Annotated in this window: 18 protein-coding genes; 13 read left to right on the forward strand and 5 right to left on the reverse strand. The window is 63.2% G+C overall.

Annotated elements, in window-relative coordinates:
• Positions 1-3: 3 nt before the first annotated feature.
• On the reverse strand, positions 4-1,089 hold the full coding sequence (gene apbC, locus RE432_RS00230; protein ID WP_310931206.1) for an iron-sulfur cluster carrier protein ApbC: 1,086 nt from the start codon (positions 1,087-1,089) through the stop codon (positions 4-6).
• A gap of 114 nt (positions 1,090-1,203) precedes the next feature.
• On the opposite strand from apbC, the gene RE432_RS00235 reads away from it, so the two are divergent.
• From RE432_RS00235 to RE432_RS00245, 3 genes are all read left to right on the forward strand, one after another.
• Entirely contained in the window at positions 1,204-1,452 is a 249-nt protein-coding gene (locus tag RE432_RS00235) for a hypothetical protein (protein WP_310931207.1), read from the forward strand.
• A gap of 255 nt (positions 1,453-1,707) precedes the next feature.
• Positions 1,708-3,777, forward strand: coding sequence for a methionine--tRNA ligase (gene metG, locus RE432_RS00240; protein WP_310931208.1), 2,070 nt, complete (start codon positions 1,708-1,710; stop codon positions 3,775-3,777).
• Between the two features lie 22 nt (positions 3,778-3,799).
• On the forward strand, positions 3,800-4,714 hold the full coding sequence (locus tag RE432_RS00245; RefSeq protein ID WP_310931209.1) for a cation diffusion facilitator family transporter: 915 nt from the start codon (positions 3,800-3,802) through the stop codon (positions 4,712-4,714).
• Here the strand turns inward: RE432_RS00245 and hpaI are convergent.
• The 3 genes from hpaI to RE432_RS00260 all read right to left on the reverse strand — a co-directional run bounded on the left by hpaI (position 4,653) and on the right by RE432_RS00260 (position 8,090).
• Positions 4,653-5,468, reverse strand: coding sequence for a 4-hydroxy-2-oxoheptanedioate aldolase (gene hpaI, locus RE432_RS00250; RefSeq protein WP_310931210.1), 816 nt, complete (start codon positions 5,466-5,468; stop codon positions 4,653-4,655). The two genes, RE432_RS00245 and hpaI, sit on opposite strands and share 62 nt — an antisense overlap.
• Positions 5,469-5,538: 70 nt before the next feature.
• A complete protein-coding gene (locus tag RE432_RS00255; RefSeq protein WP_310931211.1) occupies positions 5,539-7,065 on the reverse strand; it encodes an altronate dehydratase family protein in 1,527 nt (508 codons plus the stop codon).
• A gap of 8 nt (positions 7,066-7,073) precedes the next feature.
• Complete coding sequence (locus RE432_RS00260; RefSeq protein ID WP_310931212.1) at positions 7,074-8,090, reverse strand: tripartite tricarboxylate transporter substrate binding protein; 1,017 nt, start codon at positions 8,088-8,090, stop codon at positions 7,074-7,076.
• A 140-nt stretch (positions 8,091-8,230) separates the two neighbouring features.
• On the opposite strand from RE432_RS00260, the gene RE432_RS00265 reads away from it, so the two are divergent.
• The 5 genes from RE432_RS00265 (at position 8,231) to RE432_RS00285 (ending at position 13,923) form a co-directional block, all read left to right on the forward strand.
• Positions 8,231-9,175, forward strand: a complete 945-nt coding sequence (locus RE432_RS00265) for a LysR substrate-binding domain-containing protein (protein WP_310931213.1) — start codon at positions 8,231-8,233, stop codon at positions 9,173-9,175.
• Between the two features lie 126 nt (positions 9,176-9,301).
• Positions 9,302-10,000, forward strand: coding sequence for a tellurite resistance TerB family protein (locus RE432_RS00270; RefSeq protein ID WP_310931214.1), 699 nt, complete (start codon positions 9,302-9,304; stop codon positions 9,998-10,000).
• Positions 10,001-10,107: 107 nt separating this feature from the next.
• A complete protein-coding gene (locus RE432_RS00275) occupies positions 10,108-11,136 on the forward strand; it encodes an extracellular solute-binding protein (RefSeq protein WP_310931215.1) in 1,029 nt (342 codons plus the stop codon).
• 14 nt (positions 11,137-11,150) lie between these two features.
• Entirely contained in the window at positions 11,151-12,236 is a 1,086-nt protein-coding gene (locus RE432_RS00280) for an ABC transporter ATP-binding protein (RefSeq protein WP_310931216.1), read from the forward strand.
• 10 nt (positions 12,237-12,246) lie between these two features.
• Entirely contained in the window at positions 12,247-13,923 is a 1,677-nt protein-coding gene (locus RE432_RS00285; RefSeq protein WP_310931217.1) for an iron ABC transporter permease, read from the forward strand.
• Here the strand turns inward: RE432_RS00285 and RE432_RS00290 are convergent.
• Positions 13,920-14,684 (reverse strand): alpha/beta hydrolase-fold protein, encoded by a 765-nt coding sequence (locus RE432_RS00290; RefSeq protein WP_310931218.1) that lies wholly within the window; start codon positions 14,682-14,684, stop codon positions 13,920-13,922. The genes RE432_RS00285 and RE432_RS00290 overlap by 4 nt on opposite strands.
• 86 nt (positions 14,685-14,770) lie before the next feature.
• Here RE432_RS00290 and RE432_RS00295 point away from each other — a divergent pair, with 86 nt between their 5' ends.
• The 5 genes from RE432_RS00295 (at position 14,771) to RE432_RS00315 (ending at position 19,856) form a co-directional block, all read left to right on the forward strand.
• A complete protein-coding gene (locus RE432_RS00295) occupies positions 14,771-15,823 on the forward strand; it encodes an iron ABC transporter permease (RefSeq protein WP_310931219.1) in 1,053 nt (350 codons plus the stop codon).
• Positions 15,824-15,827: 4 nt separating this feature from the next.
• Positions 15,828-16,616 carry an ABC transporter ATP-binding protein gene (locus RE432_RS00300; protein WP_310931220.1) on the forward strand — a complete coding sequence of 263 codons (789 nt, stop codon included), beginning with the start codon at positions 15,828-15,830 and terminating at the stop codon, positions 16,614-16,616.
• An 8-nt stretch (positions 16,617-16,624) separates the two neighbouring features.
• Positions 16,625-17,755, forward strand: coding sequence for an ABC transporter substrate-binding protein (locus RE432_RS00305; protein ID WP_310931221.1), 1,131 nt, complete (start codon positions 16,625-16,627; stop codon positions 17,753-17,755).
• Positions 17,756-17,757: 2 nt separating this feature from the next.
• A complete protein-coding gene (locus RE432_RS00310; protein ID WP_310931222.1) occupies positions 17,758-18,564 on the forward strand; it encodes an alpha/beta hydrolase-fold protein in 807 nt (268 codons plus the stop codon).
• Between the two features lie 89 nt (positions 18,565-18,653).
• Positions 18,654-19,856: an ABC transporter substrate-binding protein gene (locus tag RE432_RS00315; RefSeq protein WP_310931223.1), complete on the forward strand. Its 1,203-nt coding sequence runs from the start codon at positions 18,654-18,656 to the stop codon at positions 19,854-19,856.
• The last annotated feature ends 15 nt before the right edge of the window (positions 19,857-19,871 follow it).

The raw sequence follows: 19,871 nt of genomic DNA on the forward strand, positions 1-19,871 counted from the left end.
TCCCTATGCTTTGCGTGCGACGACTTTGGGCATATTTGCCGACATATCGCGCGGTAGCGCCGCCACGTTGGCGGCGATGCGCCGGGCGATCTCGTGATAGGCGCGCGCCGCGTCGCCATCGGGATCGGACACCACACTGGGCTGGCCCGAATCGGTCTGCGTGCGTATGGCCATCTGCAGCGGCAAGGCCCCCAGCCAGGGCAGGTTGAACTCGGCCGCCATGTCGCGCCCGCCATGCTCGCCGAAAATAGGCTCTGCGTGCCCGCACTGGCTGCACACATGGACCGACATGTTTTCCACCACGCCCAGCACCGGCACATTGACCTTCTGGAACATGCGCAAGCCGCGGCGCGCATCGGCCAGGGCCAGGTCCTGCGGCGTGGTCACGATGATGGCGCCGGTCAGGGGCACCTTCTGCGCCATGGTCAAGGCGATATCGCCCGTGCCCGGCGGCATGTCGATAATCAGGTAGTCCAGGTCGTCCCAGGCTGTCTGGTTCAGCAATTGCGTCAATGCCTGGGTCACCATGGGCCCGCGCCAGATGGCCGGAGAGTCCTCTTCGATCAGGAAACCAATGGAGTTGGCCTGCAGGCCGTGCCCGACCAGCGGCTCCATGGTTTTGCCGTCCTGGCTCTTGGGCTTGCCCGACAGGCCCAGCATGATGGGGACGCTGGGGCCGTAGATGTCGGCATCCAGCAAGCCCACGCGGGCGCCCTGTTTGTGCAGCGCCAGGGCGACATTGACCGCCGTCGTGCTTTTCCCGACCCCGCCCTTGCCCGAGGCCACGGCAATGATATTGCGGACATTGGGCAGGGGCCTGAGCCCCGGCTGTACGGCGTGGCTGGCAATTTTCGTGTTCTGGTTCAGGCGTTTAAGGGACAAGCCCAAGGCGCCCAAAGCCGTTTCAATCCGTTTCTTCAATTCAGACTCCCCATTGTGCGAAGGGTAACCGAGGGGTACAGTGATATTTACATCTTTCCCTTCAATGATGATTTCGCAGTTTTTTGCCGTGACAGGCAGCTTTTTCTTGGTGTTGGGATCCGTCACATCAGACAGCACACCGAGTATCTGTTCAGGATTTACGCTCATTTCAATCGGCCTTGCTTGAATAAAATGCACTCAAGCCTTATGTAAGTGCAGTGAAGTCTAAAGAATAGCGGATTAAGGGAATTTTTTTCCCCCAAGGGGGTCTACGTAATCAATATGAATACATTTAATCAAATTATCCGCGGCATCCTCTTCTTTGTCCTGGCTCTTTTCGGCATGGCGATGGCGGTCGTCTTCATGATTTCCACGGCCATCGCCGTCGCCATCCTGTACGTTGTCGCGCGCATCAAGGGCCGCCCCTTTGGCGTAAAAGCCTACTGGGAAGAGCGCCGGCGCCCCTCGCCAACTAAAAACGTCTTTAAAAACAAAGACATCACCGACGTCGAAATGCGTGAAATCCCTTAAGGGCAGCCACGCCGCGCGGTGCCTACGCATGATACGCAGCGTCGCGGCCGCCGGGCTGTCTAGCGCATGCAAGTTAACAATTCATAACTAAAAACCCGCAAGCCCCTGCCCGGGCGTCCGGCCCAGGACGATCCCGAGCGTGATCGCGCCCGCCTGCTATGCTTATGGCCTCCCCCGAGCGGATTTTGCCTTTGCTTTGCCAGTAAGGGCTAAAATCGCTGGTCTTCCCCCTTACTTCTCTTTAGCCTCTTGAACATGTCGCGCACGATTTTCGTCACTACAGCCCTGCCCTACGCCAACGGTTCTTTTCATATCGGCCACATCATGGAATACATCCAGGCCGATATCTGGGTGCGGTCGATGCGCATGTCGGGCCACACCGTCCACTTCGTGGGTGCGGACGACGCCCATGGCGCGCCCATCATGCTGAAGGCGGAAAGCGAGGGCATCACGCCGCAAGCCCTGGTGGCGCGGTATGCCGCCGAGCGCCCGCAATACCTGAACGGCTTCCATATCAAGTTCGACCACTGGCACTCGACCGACTCGGCCGAGAACGTGGCGCTGTCGCAGGACATCTACCGCCGCCTGAAAGCCGCCGGCTTCATCGATACCCGCAGCATCGAACAGTTCTACGATCCGGTCAAAGGCATGTTCCTGCCCGACCGCTACATCAAGGGCGAGTGCCCGCGCTGCCACGCCAAAGACCAGTACGGCGACTCCTGCGAGTCCTGCGGGGCGGTCTATGCGCCCACCGAGCTGATCGAACCCTACTCCACATTGACGCAGGCCACGCCGGTGCTGAAGTCGTCCGAGCACTTCTTCTTCAAGCTGTCGGACCCGCGCTGCGTGGAATTCCTGCAAGCCTGGACCACGGGCAGCAACGCCAGCGGCAACAAACGCCTGCAATCGGAAGTGCTGGCCAAAACACGCGAATGGCTGGGCGCCGACGACGACGGCGAAGCCAAGCTGGCCGACTGGGATATTTCCCGCGATGAGCCGTATTTCGGCATCCCCATCCCCGACGCGCCCGGCAAGTATTTCTATGTCTGGCTCGATGCGCCGGTGGGCTACCTGGCCTCGCTCAAAGCCTATTGCGACCAGCAGGGCTTTGACTTCGACGCCCTGGTCGACCCCCACAGCGATACCGAGCAAGTCCATTTCATCGGCAAGGACATTGTGTACTTCCATGCCCTGTTCTGGCCCGCCATGCTGAAATTCGCCGGCAAGAAAACCCCCGACGGCCTGCACGTGCACGGTTTCATTACCGTGAGCGGCGAGAAAATGTCCAAGAGCCGCGGCACCGGGATCTCGCCCCTGCGCTATCTGGACATCGGCATGAACGCCGAATGGATGCGCTACTACATTGCCGCCAAGCTGAACGCGCACGTCGAAGACCTGGACTTCAATCCCGACGATTTCATCGCGCGCGTCAACAGCGACCTGATCGGCAAGTACGTCAACATTGCCAGCCGCGCGGCCAATTTCATCAGCAAGCACTTTGACGGCAAGCTGGCCTACCTGGGCGACACGGCCCCGCTCGAGCAAGCGCTGCTGCAGGCCGCCGAAAAAATACGCGCCGACTTCGAGAGCCGCGAATATGGCCGCGCCATCCGCCAGATCATGGCGCAGGCGGACCAGATCAACCAGGCCTTCGACGCCGCCCAGCCCTGGGTCCTGGCCAAGGGTATAGGCTCGGCCTCCGACGAGCAGAAAGCCTTGCTGCAAGACATCTGTTCGCGCGCCCTGGCCGGCTTCAAGGCCCTTTCGGTCATGCTCGCGCCCGTCCTGCCCGTGCTGACCGAAAGGGTCGCGCGCGAGCTGTTCGGCCAGGACGCCCTGTTCCAGTGGGCCGACGCAGCGCAACTGCCCCGGCACATCGCACCCTTCAAGCACCTGATGCAGCGCGTGGAGCCCAAGATGCTGGACGACCTGTTCGAGCCGCCTGCCGAAGCCCTTCCCACACCGGGCGGGCAAGCCATTGCCGACACGATAGACATCAAGGACTTCGCCAAGATCGACCTGCGCATTGCCCGCATCGTCAACTGCGAAGCCGTCGACGGCTCCGACAAATTGCTGCGCCTGACGCTCGACGCGGGCGAAGGCCGCCACCGGCAGGTATTTTCGGGGATCAAGTCCTCTTATCAGCCCGCCGACCTGGTCGGCAAGCTGACCGTACTGGTCGCCAACCTGGCGCCGCGGAAAATGCGTTTCGGCGTGTCCGAAGGCATGGTGCTGGCGGCCAGCCACCACGATGAAGGCGTCGACCCGGGCATTTACGTGCTTGAGCCCTGGCCCGGCGCGCAGCCCGGCATGCGCGTCAGCTAGGGGTCACCCAAAGGGGGCGTACATGAGCCGGCATTTCGACCCCGAGCGCCAGACCGCAGGACATCGCAGCACGCTGGTCAGCGTCGCGGTCAATATCTCGCTGACCATCGTGCAAATCGTGATCGGGGTGTTTGCCCAGTCGCAGGCCCTGGTGGCCGACGCCATCCACTCGCTGTCCGACCTGGTGTCGGACGGCGTCGTGCTGATCGCCAACAAGCACAGCCAGAAAGCCCCTGACGCCGATCACCCCTACGGCCATCGGCGCTTTGAAACCGCCGCCTCGCTGGCGGTTGGCGCCCTGCTGCTGTCGGTCGGCATAGGCATGCTGTGGAACAGCTTTACCAAGCTGCAGCGCCCCGACGCGGTGGTAGAAGTGCACAGCGCGGCGCTGATCGTGGCCTTGCTGGCACTGATCACCAAAGAACTGCTGTTTCGCTATCTGCTGCGCGTGGCCCGGCGCGTGCGCTCGACCATGCTGGCGGCCAATGCCTGGCACGCCCGGTCAGACGCGGCCTCATCCTTTGTCGTGGCGCTGGGCATCGTGGCCAACCTGGCCGGCTTTCATCTTGCCGACCCGCTGGCCGCGCTGGTCGTCGGCCTAATGATCATGCGCATGGGCTGGAAGTTTTTCTTTGCCTCGTTCAACGACCTGATGGATGCCGCCGTCGACCTGGACACCGAAGCGCGGATCCGCCATCACCTGGCCACGACCCCGGGCGTGCAGGGCATTCATGACCTGAAGACCCGCAAGCTCGGAGACATGATCTGGGTCGAAGTCGATATCGAGATGGACGCCACCCTGACGATTGAGCAGGGCCACGCCATTGCCGTGGCGGCCCGCAAGCGGGTCATGGATCATGAGCCCGTGCTGGACGTTATGACGCACTTCGATCCGGTGCAGGTGCCGGGACGGCCGCCCCGCCCGCCCCGGGAATAAAGTCCGCCGCCAACTGGCGGACCGCTTTGGCAAAAACCAGCACGTCGACCCCGGTCGCGACAAACGTACAACCCAGGTCGAGATACTTGCGGGCCAGCGCGGGATCGGATGTCAGCGTGCCCGCCGCCTTGCCGCTGGCGACTATCGTTTTCATGGCCTGCTCTATCGCCGCCTGAACCGGCTCGCTCCCCGGACGTCCGCGGTATCCCATCGACGCGGCCAAGTCGGCCGGCCCTATGAATACGCCGTCCACGCCCTCGACGGCGCAGATAGCCTCCAGATTCTCCAGTGCCGTTACGGTTTCGGCCTGCACCAGCAGGCAGATTTCTTCATCGGCAACGTCCAAGTAGTCAGCGCGATGGCTGAAACGCGAGGACCGCCCCACCGCGCTGCCCACGCCGCGAATACCGGCCGGCGGGTAGCGCGTGGCCGCGACCAGATCGCGGGCTTGCTCCGCCGTATCCACCATGGGCACCAACAGGCTTTGGGCGCCCAGGTCCAGCATTTGCTTGATCAGCGCCTTGTCGCCCGACACCACACGCAGCACAGGCCGGGAGCGGTACGCCGCCAGGGCCTGCAAGGTCGACAAGGTCGTGCGCAGATCGTTCGGCGCATGCTCGCCGTCGATCAGCAGCCAGTCGAACCCGGCCGTTGCACTGACTTCGGCAAGGTAAGCGTCTGCCATCGACAGCCACAGCCCAATTTGGGGTTGTCGCGCGGCCAAGGCCGCCTTGAAGGCGTTGTTTGCGGGCATGATCGTTCCGTTCGATTGCTCTGGGTCAAGAGCGTTAATGTGCAAAGATAAAATCCCCGGCAAGCCGACACTAGCTGACGATGCCAAGGTGCCAGGGCACGAACTCATGATCTCCCAGGCCCAGCAGCTCGCTTTTGCTGCGCCGGCCCGAGGCGATGTCAAGAATGTGCTCGAAAATTGCCTGGCCCATCTGATCGATGGTGGCATCGCCATCGACGACAAGGCCGCAGTTGATGTCCATGTCTTCTTCAAGCCGCCTGAACATCGGCGTATTGGTCGCCAGCTTGATGGTGGGCGCGGGCTTCGATCCGAACATGGAACCACGTCCGGTAGTGAAACAGATCAAGTTGGCGCCGCTGGCAATCTGCCCGGTCGCCGCGACGGGATCGTAGCCCGGGGAATCCATGAATACCAGGCCTGCCTTATCCACGGGCTCGGCGTACTCGTAGACCGCCTGCAAGGGCGTCGTCCCCCCTTTCATGGCCGACCCCAGGGATTTCTCGAAAATGTTGGCCAGCCCGCCCTGCTGGTTGCCATGCCCGACCACGCCGTTGAACTGTGCGTTCTGGCCTGCGGCATAACGCCCCCACCAAGCCAGGCGATCCAACAGCTTCCGGCCCACCTCTTCCGTGACCGCCCTGCGCGTCAGCATATATTCGACGCCGTGGATCTCGGGTGTTTCAGAGAGTATGGCCGTTCCCCCGTGACGCACCAGGATATCCATGGCCGCGCCCAGCGCCGGATTGGCGCTGATGCCCGAGAACCCGTCCGATCCGCCGCACTCCAGGCCGATCTTCAAATGACTGGCGCTCACCGGTTCCCGGACAGCCGCATTGGCCGCCGGCAGCATGGCCATGATCGCATCCACGCCGGCCTGTATGGTCGCGCGCGTCCCCCCCACTTCCTGCATGACCAGCGGACGAAGCATTGGCCCGGCGGACAAGCCTTGCGACGCCAGCAAAGCCGGTACCTGATTGCGCTCGCAGCCCAGGCCGACCACCAGCACAGCAGCCAGGTTGGGATGCCTTGCATAACCCGCCAGCGTACGCCGCAAGACATCGAAGTGCTCGCTGGGCGAAGACATGCCGCAGCCGCTGGAATGCGCAAACGCCACAACGCCATCCACATTCGGCCATGCTGCCATCACCTGGGGGGTGAAATGCGCCGCAATGTGCTTGATCACGGTCGCTGAACAATTGACCGATGACAATATGCCAATGAAGTTGCGCGTGCCTACCCGCCCATCAGGACGAACATACCCCATGAAACGGGCACGTTCGGCCAGGGGCAGGTAGTTCACCGGCCGGACGTCCTGGCAGAATTGCGGATCGCGGTAATAGTCGACCAGTTCAATATTGTGGCTGTGCACATACTCGCCCGCCTCGATCGTCCGGGTCGCCGTACCGATGATCGTGTCGAACTTCCTGACCGCTTCGCCGCGGGCAATGCCGCGCGCCGCGATTTTGTGGCCGGCAGGCACCTGGGCGCGCACCCGCGCGCCGCCCAGTTGGGCAAGGGCCTGGCCCAGCGCAAGGGGGACCCTTGCCACGAAAACATTATCGTCGTCGTGCAGTCTGATCAACGGTGAGGTGCGCATCGTCCCGCCTAGCTGCTTTGCAGAAGCGCTTTAAGATTCAATCGCTCAATCAAGTGCGTCTCGTGGTCGTACACGGAAGCAATGTATTTCTGATAGTCCGTGCCATCCAGATACATCACGGGCGCATCGATGCGGTCGGCCACCTGCTTGAATTCGGGGCTCTCCACCGCCTTTTTGAACGCGGCCTCCAGCACTTGGGCCACCGCCGGATCGAGCCCCTTGGGCGCGCCAATGCCGTTGGGCGCCTCGACCACCACGTTGTAGCCAAGGTCCTTCAGCGTCGGGGTGTCGCTAAAGCGCGGCGTACGCGCTTCGCCCCAGGTCGCCAGCAGCCTTAAGGTTCCCGCCTGGACATGAGGGGCCCAGGAACTCGAGTCGGCCAGAAGAGCCACTTGCCCACCCAGCAGGTCCTGCAGTGCGGCCGCGCCGCCGCGGTAAGCAACAGCCGTCAAGGTGATCCCGGCCGCCATGGCGAACTCTTCCATCCCCACATGCGTAGCGCCGCCTATCCCGGCATGGCCGTAGGTCAGTTCACCCGGATGCGCCTTGGCATAGCTGACCATTTCCTGCAGCGACTTGAAACGCGAGTTCGCCAAAACAGCAATGCCGAAAGTCTGCCCCGACGTGCGGGCAATATAGGTGAAGTCGGTACGCGGATCCAGGGGCAGCATGCCCAACTGCGAAAAACGGGTCACAGAAATCGGTATCTGCCCTATCGTGTAGCCATCTGGCTTGGCCTGCGTCAGTGCGCGCACGCCGATCATGCCGGCAGCCCCTGCGCGGTTCTCCACAACCACGGATTGTTTCAAGTCCTGCGAAACGACCTGGCACAACGCACGCATGGACTGGTCAGCCGTGCCGCCCACCGGCCAAGGGCAGATGAACGTGATGGGGCGATCGGGAAAGGAACCGGCCCTTGCCAAACCGGGCCAAGCTGCGCTGCCCATGGCGCCCGCCGCTGCACAGGCGAGCCCGCCGGCCAGGAACCGGCGGCGCGGGACATCAATGGTGTGTTCTTGTCTCATTTCTCTTCCTTTGGCTTTATGAACGAACAGAACGGCGGTTTCTACGGCCACCGGTAGCGTATTGTCATAAACTTGAATATAAATATCTAATCGATTATTAGAATTCATTCATAACCTATTGGTAATGTAACGACTTAATCATGGCAAGCATCGATCGCGCACTGCGCTCCAACATCAAGCTGCGGCACTTGCAACTGGTCGCCGCGCTGGACGAGTTCCGCCACCTTGGCCGCACCGCCGATTTCCTGTTGGTCAGTCAGCCCGCCGTCTCGAAGATGCTGGCTGAAATAGAGAACATGCTGGGCATGCAGCTATTCATCCGGTCCACGCGGGGCACAGAACCCACGGCGGCCGGCACGTCGCTGGTGCGTTTCGCGCGTTCGGTCCTGGCGCAGTATGAGCGAACGCGCGACGAGATCGCCGCAGTGGCCAGCGGCGCAGCGGGCCGCACGCGAGTCGGCGCCATGAGCGGAACCTTGCCTGTCCTGCTGTCGCGCAGCATCGACATCCTCAAGCAAACCTCGACACACGCCAGCGTCCTCGTCGAAGAAGGCGACCTCACGCACCTGCTGCCCAAACTGCGCATCAATGAACTGGATTTCTTTCTGGGCCGCCTGGAGCCGGGCTATGCGGCGCCCGACCTGGTTGCCGAACCGCTTTACCGCGAACCCATGATCGCGATCGCGCCCGCGGGTGCGCCGCTGGCGCGCCTGAAGAAAGTGGCCTGGCGCGACTTGGCCAACCGCCCCTGCATCATGCCGCCGCCGTGGGCATCGCTGCGCGTCAAGATCGAGCAAGAGTTCTACCGCCACGGCCTGACGCCGCCGACGGACTTGATAGAAACATCCTCGTATTTCGCCATTACCACCCTTGCCAGACAGCTTGACGCCGTCGGCTTCGTGGCCCGCTCGGTGGGGGTGCACTTGCAGGAACAGGGCCTGTTCAACATTCTGCCGCTGGCCATCCCGATCGAACTGCCGCCTGTCGGCATCATGACACTGCGCGGCCACCGGCTGACCATGGCTTCGGAACATTTGATGGCCGCGATACGCCAGGCCGCGCAGGAGTTATTTCCCGATGCCTGACGCCCCAGGCATAAAATTTCCTGCAGCCAACCCGGAACCAAGCACGCCGAAACGGGTCTTGAATAAAGCTCCTACATGCCACGCGGCGCATTCCAGTGCCGGGTCCATCCAACACAGGTAAAAAATATGTCCATACAACAACTACTCCAGCAAGTCCTTCAGTCCGGCCAAAGCCTTGCGCAGGATGCCGGCGGCAAACTGAATCAAAGCGCGCCCGGCCTGACGTCGAAACTGGGCGGTTTCGGCGGGGGAGCCCTGACGGGCGGCGCGCTGGCGCTGCTGCTGGGCAACAAGAAGTTCCGCAAGCTCGGCGGCGGCCTGGCCGCCTACGGGGGCGCGGCGGCGCTGGGCGCCCTGGCGCTGAAGACCTATCAGGATTGGCAGCAAAAGTCGGCTGAGCAGGCCGCCGCCCTGAACCCCGCCCAGATTGCGCCGCCGGCTCCCGTGCAGGCCGCCATTCCGGCTGGCCAACTCGAAGACCACAGCCGGTTGATGCTGTCGGCCATGATTGCCGCCGCCAAGGCGGATGGGCACATCGGCGCCGAAGAGCGCCAGTTGCTGGAAGCGGAAATCGCCAGGGCGGGCGCCCAGCCGGACGACCGGGCCTGGTTCAACGCGCAACTGGCCCGGCCTGCGGACCCCGCCGAAACAGCCGCGCTCGCCGCGACGCCAGAACAGGCTGCCGAGGTGTACCTGGCCAGCCTCTTGGTCATCGACGAGCAAAGCTATATGGAACGCGCCTATCTTGACGAACTCGCCCGCCGAATGCCTTTACCCGACGGGTTGAAACAAGAACTCGAGGAAAAGGTGCGCAGCCTGGCTTGAGTCCGCGCCGGGTGAAAATTGCCAATTGATCGAAATCGCTTCCCGGTCTACCATCTACAAAAAACGCGCTGTAACAAACAATCAATGTGGACAAGGGCGAGACAAACATGAATAAGATCGATCGCAGGGACTTCCTGAAACTGGCCGGCGCTGCCGGCATGGTTGGCGTGCCGGGGCTGGGCGCCCTGGCCCACGCATCCCAGGTCAGCGCCCTGGCCAAGTCCCAGGGCAAGGCGGTGTTCTACGCCAACATCACCGCCGTCGAACCCATCATGGCGGCCTTCGAAAAAGCCACCGGCATCAAGGGCGAATACACCCGGGCATCCAGCTCCAAGTTCGTTCCCACCATCCTGACTGAATTCCAGGCCGGCAAGCTGCAGGCCGATATCCTGCAGTCGCCGCAACCCATGCTCGACCTGCTCAAGCAGCAAGGCGTGCTGGCGCCTTACGCATCGCCCTCCGCGCAGGGCTACCCCGACTGGGCCACCCAGGACGACAGCATCACGCTGTTTGGCATCGAGTATGTGTCCTATCTGTTCAACACCGACCATCTCAAGCCGTCGGAAGCGCCCGCCCGTTATGAAGATCTGGCCGACCCCAAGTGGAAGAACCAGATCGTCATGGCCAACCCCGCCAATCACGCCTCCACCATCGCCTGGCTCGTGGGCCTTAAAGAGCTCGTCTTCAAGTCCGAAGACGAATGGCTGGCTTTCGTGAAAGGGCTGGCAGCCAACCGGCCCATGTTCGTCGCCTCGTTCGGCCCCACGCCGGCGCCGGTCGAAAGCGGTGAAAAACGCATCGGCATTTCCATGCCCAAGTACATTGTCACCAAGAAGCCCGCGCCGCTCGACTGGGGCCCGCGTTCGGGCCAGCCGCTGCTGGGCACCTCGCGCGCCATCGCGCTCACCTCCAAGGCGCCCCGCCCCGACGCGGCGCGCGCCTTCATCGACTACTGGCTGGGCAAGGAGGCCATGAGCCTGCTGGCCAAGGACGTCGGGGAATACGTGCTGGCGCCGGGCGTGTTCCCGGAAATCGAAGGCATAGACAAGGTCGAGGTCAAACCCGTACGCGATCTGTCAGACGAGGAACTCCAGAAATGGGGGCGTGAATTCGCCGGCATCTTCAATACGCGCTAACGGCGGCGCCCCCCATGGAAATCATCATCAAGGGCCTGAGCAAGCACTACATTTCAGAAGGTAAAACCGTCAAGGCGCTCGACCACGTCGACCTGGTCATACCCGCCAACGAAATATTCACGCTCCTGGGGCCCAGCGGCTGCGGCAAGACCACGCTGCTGCGGTGCATCGTCGGGCTGGAAACGCCCGATGAAGGCGAAATCAGCATCGGCGGCGAGATCATCTGGTCCCGCGCCAAAGGCATTGCCATTCCCACTGAAAAACGCGGGCTGGGCATGGTTTTTCAAACCTACGCCATCTGGCCGCACATGAGCGTCTTCGACAACATCGCCTACCCGCTGCAGATACGGGGCGAACGCAAAGAGGTCATCCGCGAAAAAGTCGCGCGCACGCTGCGTTTCGTGCAGCTCGAAGGTGTGGAAAAACGCTCGGCCACCAAGCTGTCGGGCGGGCAGCAGCAGCGCGTGGCGCTCGCCCGGGCCCTGGTGGCCGAACCCAAGGTCATCCTGTTCGACGAACCGCTTAGCAACCTGGACGCCAAGCTGCGCGAAGAAACGCGCAAGGAATTGCGCCGTTTCATGGGCGAGCTCGACATCACCGCCATCTACGTGACCCACGACCGGGTGGAAGCGCTGGCCTTGTCCGACACCATTGCCGTCATGCGCAACGGGCACATCATTGAAAAAGGCTCGCCGCAGAAAATCTACTTCAACGCCGACCACCGCTTCGTGGCCGACTTCATCGGCCGCGCCAACCAGATCGACGCCGTCGTGCAAGACAACCTGAACGGCATGACGCTGGTCCAGACAGGCATGGGCGTCATCCAGTGCCTCAAGCGCGATCTGGCCGCGGGCAGCAAAGCGACCCTGTGCATACGGCCCGAATTCATCCGCATCACCGGCCAGGCGCGCAGCGAAGGGCAGAACATCGTCCAGGGCGTGGTCGAATCGCTCGAATTCGTGGGCGAAGTATACGAAGCCGACATCCGGATCGGCCAGGAACGGCTGCTGGCGCGCATCGACCCGGACGTGACCCTGCACCAGGGCGACGAGGTCAGCATCAGCCTCGATCCCAACCACTGCCTGCTGTTGTCGGCCTGAGCGGGGAAGCATGAACCCGTCCCGCCCCGTCCTGACCTGGTCGCTGATCGCCATCGTCGGCTTCCTGACCCTGTGCCCGGTGCTCATGCTGCTGCTGGGCAGCTTTTCGCAAGGCCTCACGGCCTTCGGCAGCTTCACGCTCAGCAAATATGTGGCCGCCTACACCGACCCCTTCCTGCTGGAGGTCACCTACAACACCGTGGTGTTCGTGCTGGGCTCATCGGTGTTTTCCACTGTGCTCGCCCTGTTCCTGGCCTACCTGAATACGCGCACCAATATTCCGTTCAAGCCGGTATTCACGGTCTTGTCCATTGTGCCGATGATGATTCCCCACCTGTTGTTCTCGGTCAGTTGGGCGCTGCTGCTCAACCCCTCCAACGGCTTGATCAACCTCTTCCTTGTGGACATCCTGCCGCTGGACGGCGCACCCTTCAATGTCTACTCGCTCTGGGGCATGGTGCTGGTCGAAGGGCTGCTCAACATGCCCATCGCTTACCTGATCATCGCCCCGGCCATGGCCTCGTTTGACGTGTCCCTGGAAGAATCGTCAAGGGTGTTCGGCGCGAACATCTGGAAAACGCTGCTGCGCGTCACGCTGCCCGTGCTGCGGCCCGCCATTCTTGCCGCCTTTGTATTGGCGATCGTACGCAGCCTGGCCTCGTACGCCGTGCCGCGCGTGCTGGGCATGCCCGGCCGCGTAGACGTGCTGGCCACCTATCTGTACGAAATGATCTCCACCGGCTTCGCCCCCGACTACGGCAAGGCGGCCGCGCTGGGCATGAGCGTGCTGTCGGCCTCGATTGCCTTGATCGTGCTGTACCGGGCGCTCACCTCTGAAAGCGGCCGGTTCGTCACCATTTCCAGCCGGGGCTTCAAGCCCACCGTCATCCAGCTCAACCGCGCCCGCCTGCCGCTCTTCATTCTGGTGGGGGCGCTATGCCTGCTCATGATCGTGCTGCCGGTGGCCGTGCTGCTGTACACCTCGTTCGTCCCCTATTCCATGGTGCCCAGCGCCCGCGCATTTTCGATGATGACCCTGAAGCACTGGACGGACGTGCTGAATGAACCGCTCTCTGTGCTGGCCCTGAAGAACAGCCTCTTCCTGGCCATCGTGGGGGCCACGCTGGGGGTGCTACTGTCCCTGTTCGTCGCCTACGTCATCGTCAAACTGCGCACGCGGGCGGCGGCGCTGCTTGAATCGCTGAGCTTCCTGTCGTTTTCGTTTCCCGGCATCGTCATCGGCATCGGCTTCATGTGGTTTTTTGTACAGACCCCGCTGTACTCGACCCTGACGGCCTTGCTGCTGGCCTATGTGGCGGCCTATCTGCCCTATGGCATACGGCCCATGGCCAGCGCCTTTGTCCAGGTGCATGCCCACCTTGAAGAGTCGTCGCTCGTCAGCGGCGCCAGCCCCTTGACCACCATGCGCCGCATCATCGTGCCCCTGATCATTCCCGGCGTCGTGTCGGGGTGGATTCTGATGGCCACGATGTTCATCCGCGAGCTGACCGTCTCGGTGGTGCTGTCGCGTCCGGGTACTGAAGTCCTGGCCGTGCAGATCCTCAGCTTCGCCGACGACGGCCTGTGGGGCAAGCTGTCGGCGCTGGGCATCATCATGATCATTATCTCTACCGGCCTGGTGCTGCTGGCGCAATATACGGGCAAGCTGTTCAAGCGGCAGGCCTAGGCCCCCAGCACCGTACGCCAGCCTTGCGCAATGGCCTGGTGGCCGGCATGGCCATGCGAGCAGCCCGTCAGCACCTGGAAATGCAGCTGCAAGCCCGCCTGCCGCGCCAACGCGCCCGCCAGCTCATGCGCCCCATCCACCATGCGGCGCGCGCGGCGGCGCGCCAGCTGCAGCGCCTGTTCATCGGCGGGCAGCTTATATTCTTCCGGACTCAGCCCCTGTTCATACTCGCCGACACTGAGCCAAACACGGCCCGCGCCCCGCCACGGCTGCCGCCCGGCGACCTCGGCCGCCCAGCGATAGGCGGGCCTGTCCCCCCACCACACCGAAGGGCTGGACAGCACATACGCGCTGAATGCCGGCGCCTCTTGCCGCAAGGCATACAAACCCAGCAAGGCCCCCAGGGAGTGGCCGCACAGAGCCTGCCGCCGCCCATCCAGCGGCAAGCCCGCCCGGCGCCGCGCTTCGGCCATCACATCGTCCTGCAGGAAGGACAGGAACTGCGCCGCGCGTCCGGCTTCATCACCCGGCGTATAGTCGAGCTCGCGGCTGTCCTCTTGCGCATAGCCCACGCCTATCACCACCCCTGGCAGATCGCCGCCCTGCTGGCGCAGCCTGCGCACCGCATGGTCGAACTGGGGCGTATCCAGCACCCAGGCCGATGGCCAGCCGCCCGGGGGCGGGGCCGACGACGGCAGGCTCAAGGAAATCAAATGCTGGCGCCCGGCCGGGGAGCGCAACAGGAAAGCATGTTCGGGCATAAAAGAAAGTCTGGGGTGTCGATACAAAGCGGGCAGCGATCAACTATACTTCCTTCCTGCATAAACAGTTCTCATTCTGATGCTTAATGTCCACTTCTCCCGCTATTGCCGTACCCATTGCTGACTACCAACGCATACTGAAACGCCGATGGCTGCTGGTGACGGCCCTGGTGGTCATCATCCTGCTGTCCATACTGGCCGACTTTACCCTCGGGCCCTCGGGACTGGGCCTGAATGAACTGAGCAATGCGCTGTTCAACCCCGATTCGGCCGACCCCACCACGCGCGTCATCGTCTGGGACATACGCCTGCCCTACGTCCTGATGGCCGTGGCCATCGGCCTGAGCCTGGGGCTGGCAGGCGCCGAAATGCAAACCATCCTGAACAACCCCCTTGCCAGCCCCTTTACCCTGGGCATTTCCGCCGCCGCCGCCTTCGGCGCCTCGCTGGCCATTGTGCTGGACCTGTCCCTGCCCGGCGTGCCGCACTCGTGGATGATCGCCACCAACGCCTTTGTCTTTGCCCTGATATCGGCGCTGCTGCTCGATGCCGTCGCCCGCTGGGGCGCCATGAACACCGCCAACCTGGTGCTGTTCGGCATTGCCCTGGTCTTTTCATTCAACGCCCTGGTGTCGCTGGTGCAGTTCGTCGCCAGCGCCGAAGCCCTGCAGGGGCTGGTGTTCTGGACCATGGGCAGCCTGTCGCGCTCCACCTGGCCCAAGGTCGCCGCCATGTTGACGCTGTTTGCCATCATCTTGCCGCTGGCGCTGCGCGACACCTGGAAGCTGACCGCCCTGCGCCTGGGCGAAGACCGCGCCGCCAGCTTCGGCATCAACGTGCCGCGCCTGCGGCTGGTTTCATTGCTGCGTATCAGCCTGCTGGCCGCCCTGGCGGTCTCGTTTGTCGGCACCATCGCTTTCGTGGGGCTGATCGCTCCCCATATTGCCCGCCGCCTGTTCGGCGAAGACCACCGTTTCTACCTGCCCGGCAGCGCGCTGGTGGGCGGCGTCATTCTTTCGCTGGCGTCCATCGCCTCTAAAAACATCGTACCCGGCATCATCATCCCGGTCGGGATCGTGACCTCGCTGGTGGGTGTTCCCTTTTTCCTGGCCGTCGTCCTGCGCCGGCAAATGAAGTAGAACCATGCTTGAAGTCCATGACCTGAGCCTTGCCTACGGAAAGCGCGACGTCATCTCGAACCTGTCCGCCCAACCCCTGCGGTCCGGCCAGCTCGTCTCGCTGCTCGGCCCCAATGGCAGCGGCAAATCCACCTTGCTCAAAGCGCTGGCCGGCCTGCTCAGGGCCAAGCAGGGCCGCGTCGTCCTCGACGGGACCGACCTGACGCACGTCAGTTTCGAACAGCGCGCCCGCAAAGTCGTGTATCTGCCGCAGTCCCTGCCCGCCTCGGTGCACCTGCGCGTGTTCGAGTCGGTCCTGGTGGCCGGCAACGCCTCGGCCGTGTCCCCATCGCTGGGCGGTGTGGACCACGACCAGATTCTGTATATCCTCAAGCGCCTGGGCATAGAGCATTTATCCATGCACTATCTGGACCAGTTATCGGGCGGGCAAAAGCAGCTGGTCGGCCTGGCCCAGGCGCTGATCCGCAAACCCAAGCTTCTGCTGCTGGACGAACCGCTGTCCGCGCTGGACCTGAATTACCAGTTCCACGTCATGGATCTGCTGGCCCAGGAAACGCACGAAAACGGCCTGATCACCCTGATCGTGCTGCACGATCTGAACGTTGCCCTGCGGCACAGCGACTATGCCCTGCTGATCCAGGGCGGAGGCCTGCTGGGCGAGGGCCCGCCGCAACAGGTGATTACGGCCGAGTCGTTGGCGCGCGCCTACGGCGTGCAGGCCCGAGTCGAACATTGTTCCCTCGGCACCCCGCAAATCGTCATCGACGGCTTGTGCAATCCCATCCACGAGTAATTGAAACCATGAACCTGTTTCGCCTTCTGTTGATCGGCCTGCTGTCCGGCCTGTGCTCGCTGGCCAGCGCCGCCCCCATCCAGGTCACCGACATTCTGGGCCGCCAGGTCACGCTGCCGGCCCCCGCCAGCCGCGTCGTCCTGGCGCAGGCGCGTCATTTTCCGGTCCTGGCGCTGGTGCACCCCGATCCGGCCAACATCCTGGCCGGATGGTCCGACGAATTCAGGACTTCATTCACCAATGACTACAACGCCTACCTGAAAGCCTACCCCAAGCTGGCTTCGGTGCAGGTGGTGGCCCGTCACACCCCCTCTACCTTCTCGATCGAACAGGCCCTGGCGCTGCGGCCCGACCTGGTCGTGTTGACGGCCACCTTTGCCGGCATAGGCCTGGGCCAGAGCGCCGAGGACTCGCCCCTGATCCAGCGCCTGGATGCGGCAGGCATCCCCGTGATCGTCATCGATTTCTTCGTCGACCCCATGCAAAACACCGTCCCCAGCCTGCTTGCGCTGGGCGACGCGGTCGGCCAGCCTGAACGAACCCGCGAGTTCGTGGACTTTTACCGCCGGCACATGGATGCCATCGCCCGCCGCGTGGCCGATGTCCCGGCGGACCAGCGCCCCAATGTATTCGTGCATGCGCATGCCGGCAGCACAGACTGCTGCAATTCACCGGGCACCGGCACCTTCAACGACATGATCACCTATGCGGGCGGGCACAATATCGGCGCCGACGTCCTGAAGAGCGGTACCGGCCGCCTTAACTTCGAATACATCAATTCGCGCAACCCCATGGTCTACGTGGCCACCGGCACCGGTTCGGGCAAACGCACCAGCAGCGGCCTGCACATCGGCATGGGCACCAGCCCCGAAGAAGCCCGCAAAAGCCTGCGGGCCATCATCGAGCACAACCGGCTGCAAGCCCTGCCCGCCGTACGCAACGGCAACAGCCACGGCATCTGGCATGCATTCAACGATTCGCCGCTGCACATGATTTTCATCGAAGCCCTGGCGCGCTGGCTCCAGCCCGAACGTTTTGCGGACATCGACCCGCTGGCCACCCTGAAGGAAGTCAACGAACGCTTCCTGACCGTGCCCATGAGCGGCACTTATCTGGTCGACCTGGAACCCACCCCCTGAGCATGGCGCCGCAGACCCACACCCTGACGGATGCGGCCAGCGGCCACCAGCACCACCTGACCCTGTCGGTACCCGGCGGCCCGCATCCGGCAATGGGCTGGCCGCTGCTCTGCCTGCTCGACGGCGACTGGACCTGGCCCTTGCTGCAACACGCCCCGCTGCTGGACCGCGTCGTTGTGCTGGCTTTGGGCTATGGCGGCGACAAGGCGCTGACGACACGCTGCCGCGCCTACGACTACACCCCACCGGACAAGCAAGGCCGGCGCTGGGCCGATCCGCGCGTGCCCGCCTGGCAGGGCGGCGGCGCGCCCGCCTTTACCCAGTTCCTGGGGGAACAGGTCCTGCCCTGGCTCCAGCGGCAAGCCGCGCTGAATCCTGCGGCGCTCAGCCTGTTCGGCCATTCTTATGCGGGCCTGTTCGTGCTGTATGCCCTGGCCCGGCAGGCGCTGCCCTTTTCCAGGCTGATCGCCGCCAGCCCGTCGCTGTGGTGGCACGACGGCATCATCCATCACTATCTGGACGGCTTGGACGCCTTGCCCGCCCCGCGCCGCCTTGACATTATTGCGGGTCAGGCCGAGGCCTGGTATCCGCAGCCCGCCCAGGCCACGCCGGGCGTCCCGCGCACGGGCGGCATCCCCACCCTGCCCGCCATGCAAACCCTGCACGACCGGCTGGCCCGCCTAGCCGGCTTGTCCGTGCGCCTGCATCCCTTGCCCGAGGCCGGCCACGCCGCCGTGCTCGATGCCGCCACCCGCCTGGCATTGACGCTGTCCGCCCAGCCGGTTCCATCAGGCGATTGGCATAAATAGCCAAAGCTATCTAAAATGAGAACGATTAACGTTTAGTAGCCGCCTATTAGCTATCGTAATAGTGCCGGCACCTCCAGAGAATCCAAGCCGTGACCACTCCTCTATCATCGCCTCGCCGCCGCCAACTTATTTTGGCTGCGGGCGGGATGCCCTTGCTGTTTGGCGTGCCCACCCTGCTGCGCGCCCAGAACGCGCCCCTTAAAATCGCCCTGCTGACTTCGCTGACCGGCCCCTTCGCCTCGCTGGGCGCCAGCATGCGCGCCGGGCTGGAACTTCTGCTTGAGCAAAGCGGCTATCAGATGGGCGGACGCACGGTCGAGCTATTGGTCGAAGACGACCACGGCAAACCGGACGAGGCCCTGCGCAAAGTGCGCAAGCTGATCTCCCGCGACCATATCGACATCCTCTGCGGCGTCATCAGCGCCAACATCGCACTGGCCATACGCGATGTGGTGCACGACGCCCAGTTGCCCACGTTCATTTCCAACGCCGCCGCCAATGGCCTGGCGCGCGAAGCGGCCAGTCCCTATGTTTTCCGGCCCACCAAGACCAGTTGGATGCTGGGCCATACCGGCGCGCTCTGGACGTACGGGCATATTGAGAAATCCGGCGGCATGACCCTGGGCTCGGACTACACGGCAGGCCGCGAGTATATCGACGACTTCACCCATACCTATCAAGAGCAGGGCGGCACACTGGGCGAGCGCATCTGGACACCCCTGGGCACCCCCGACTTCGCACCGCTGATCATGAACCTGGCGGCGGCCAGCCCCAAGTTCGTCTACACCTTCCTGGCAGGCGCCGATGCCGTACGCTTTCATCAACAAATGAAAGACTACGGCCTGCACGGCAAAATCCAGATCGTCGGCCCCGGCGCCCTGTACGACCAGGAAGATGTCGTGCCCGCCGTGGGCGATGCCGCCCTGGGCGGCATCAGCACCTTCCATCAGTCGCCCGGCGCACCCGGCGCGCAAAAGTTTGTCGCCGCCTACCAGGCGGCCCGCAAGCGCCTGCCGGGCGAGGCCAGCACCTCGGGCTATGTCACCGGCCAAGTCATCAAGGCGGGTATCGACGCCGTTCAGGGCTCGCTGGCCGACAAGGCGGCTTTCAAGCAAAGCCTGCTCCAGAACCCCATCGATACCGCCTTCGGTCCCTTGCAGTTCGACCCGCGCAACAATCAGGCCATTCTCGACATCTATGTGAACAAAGTCGAGAAAGACGATCAGGGCAAGCCCTTCAACACCGTCGCCCACACCTATCCACGGGTCCAGGATCCAGGCCCCCGCAGCTAACCCGATTCAGCGCTT

Source organism: Pusillimonas sp. SM2304 (genome assembly GCF_031628915.1).
GTDB lineage: Bacteria > Pseudomonadota > Gammaproteobacteria > Burkholderiales > Burkholderiaceae_B > Pusillimonas_C.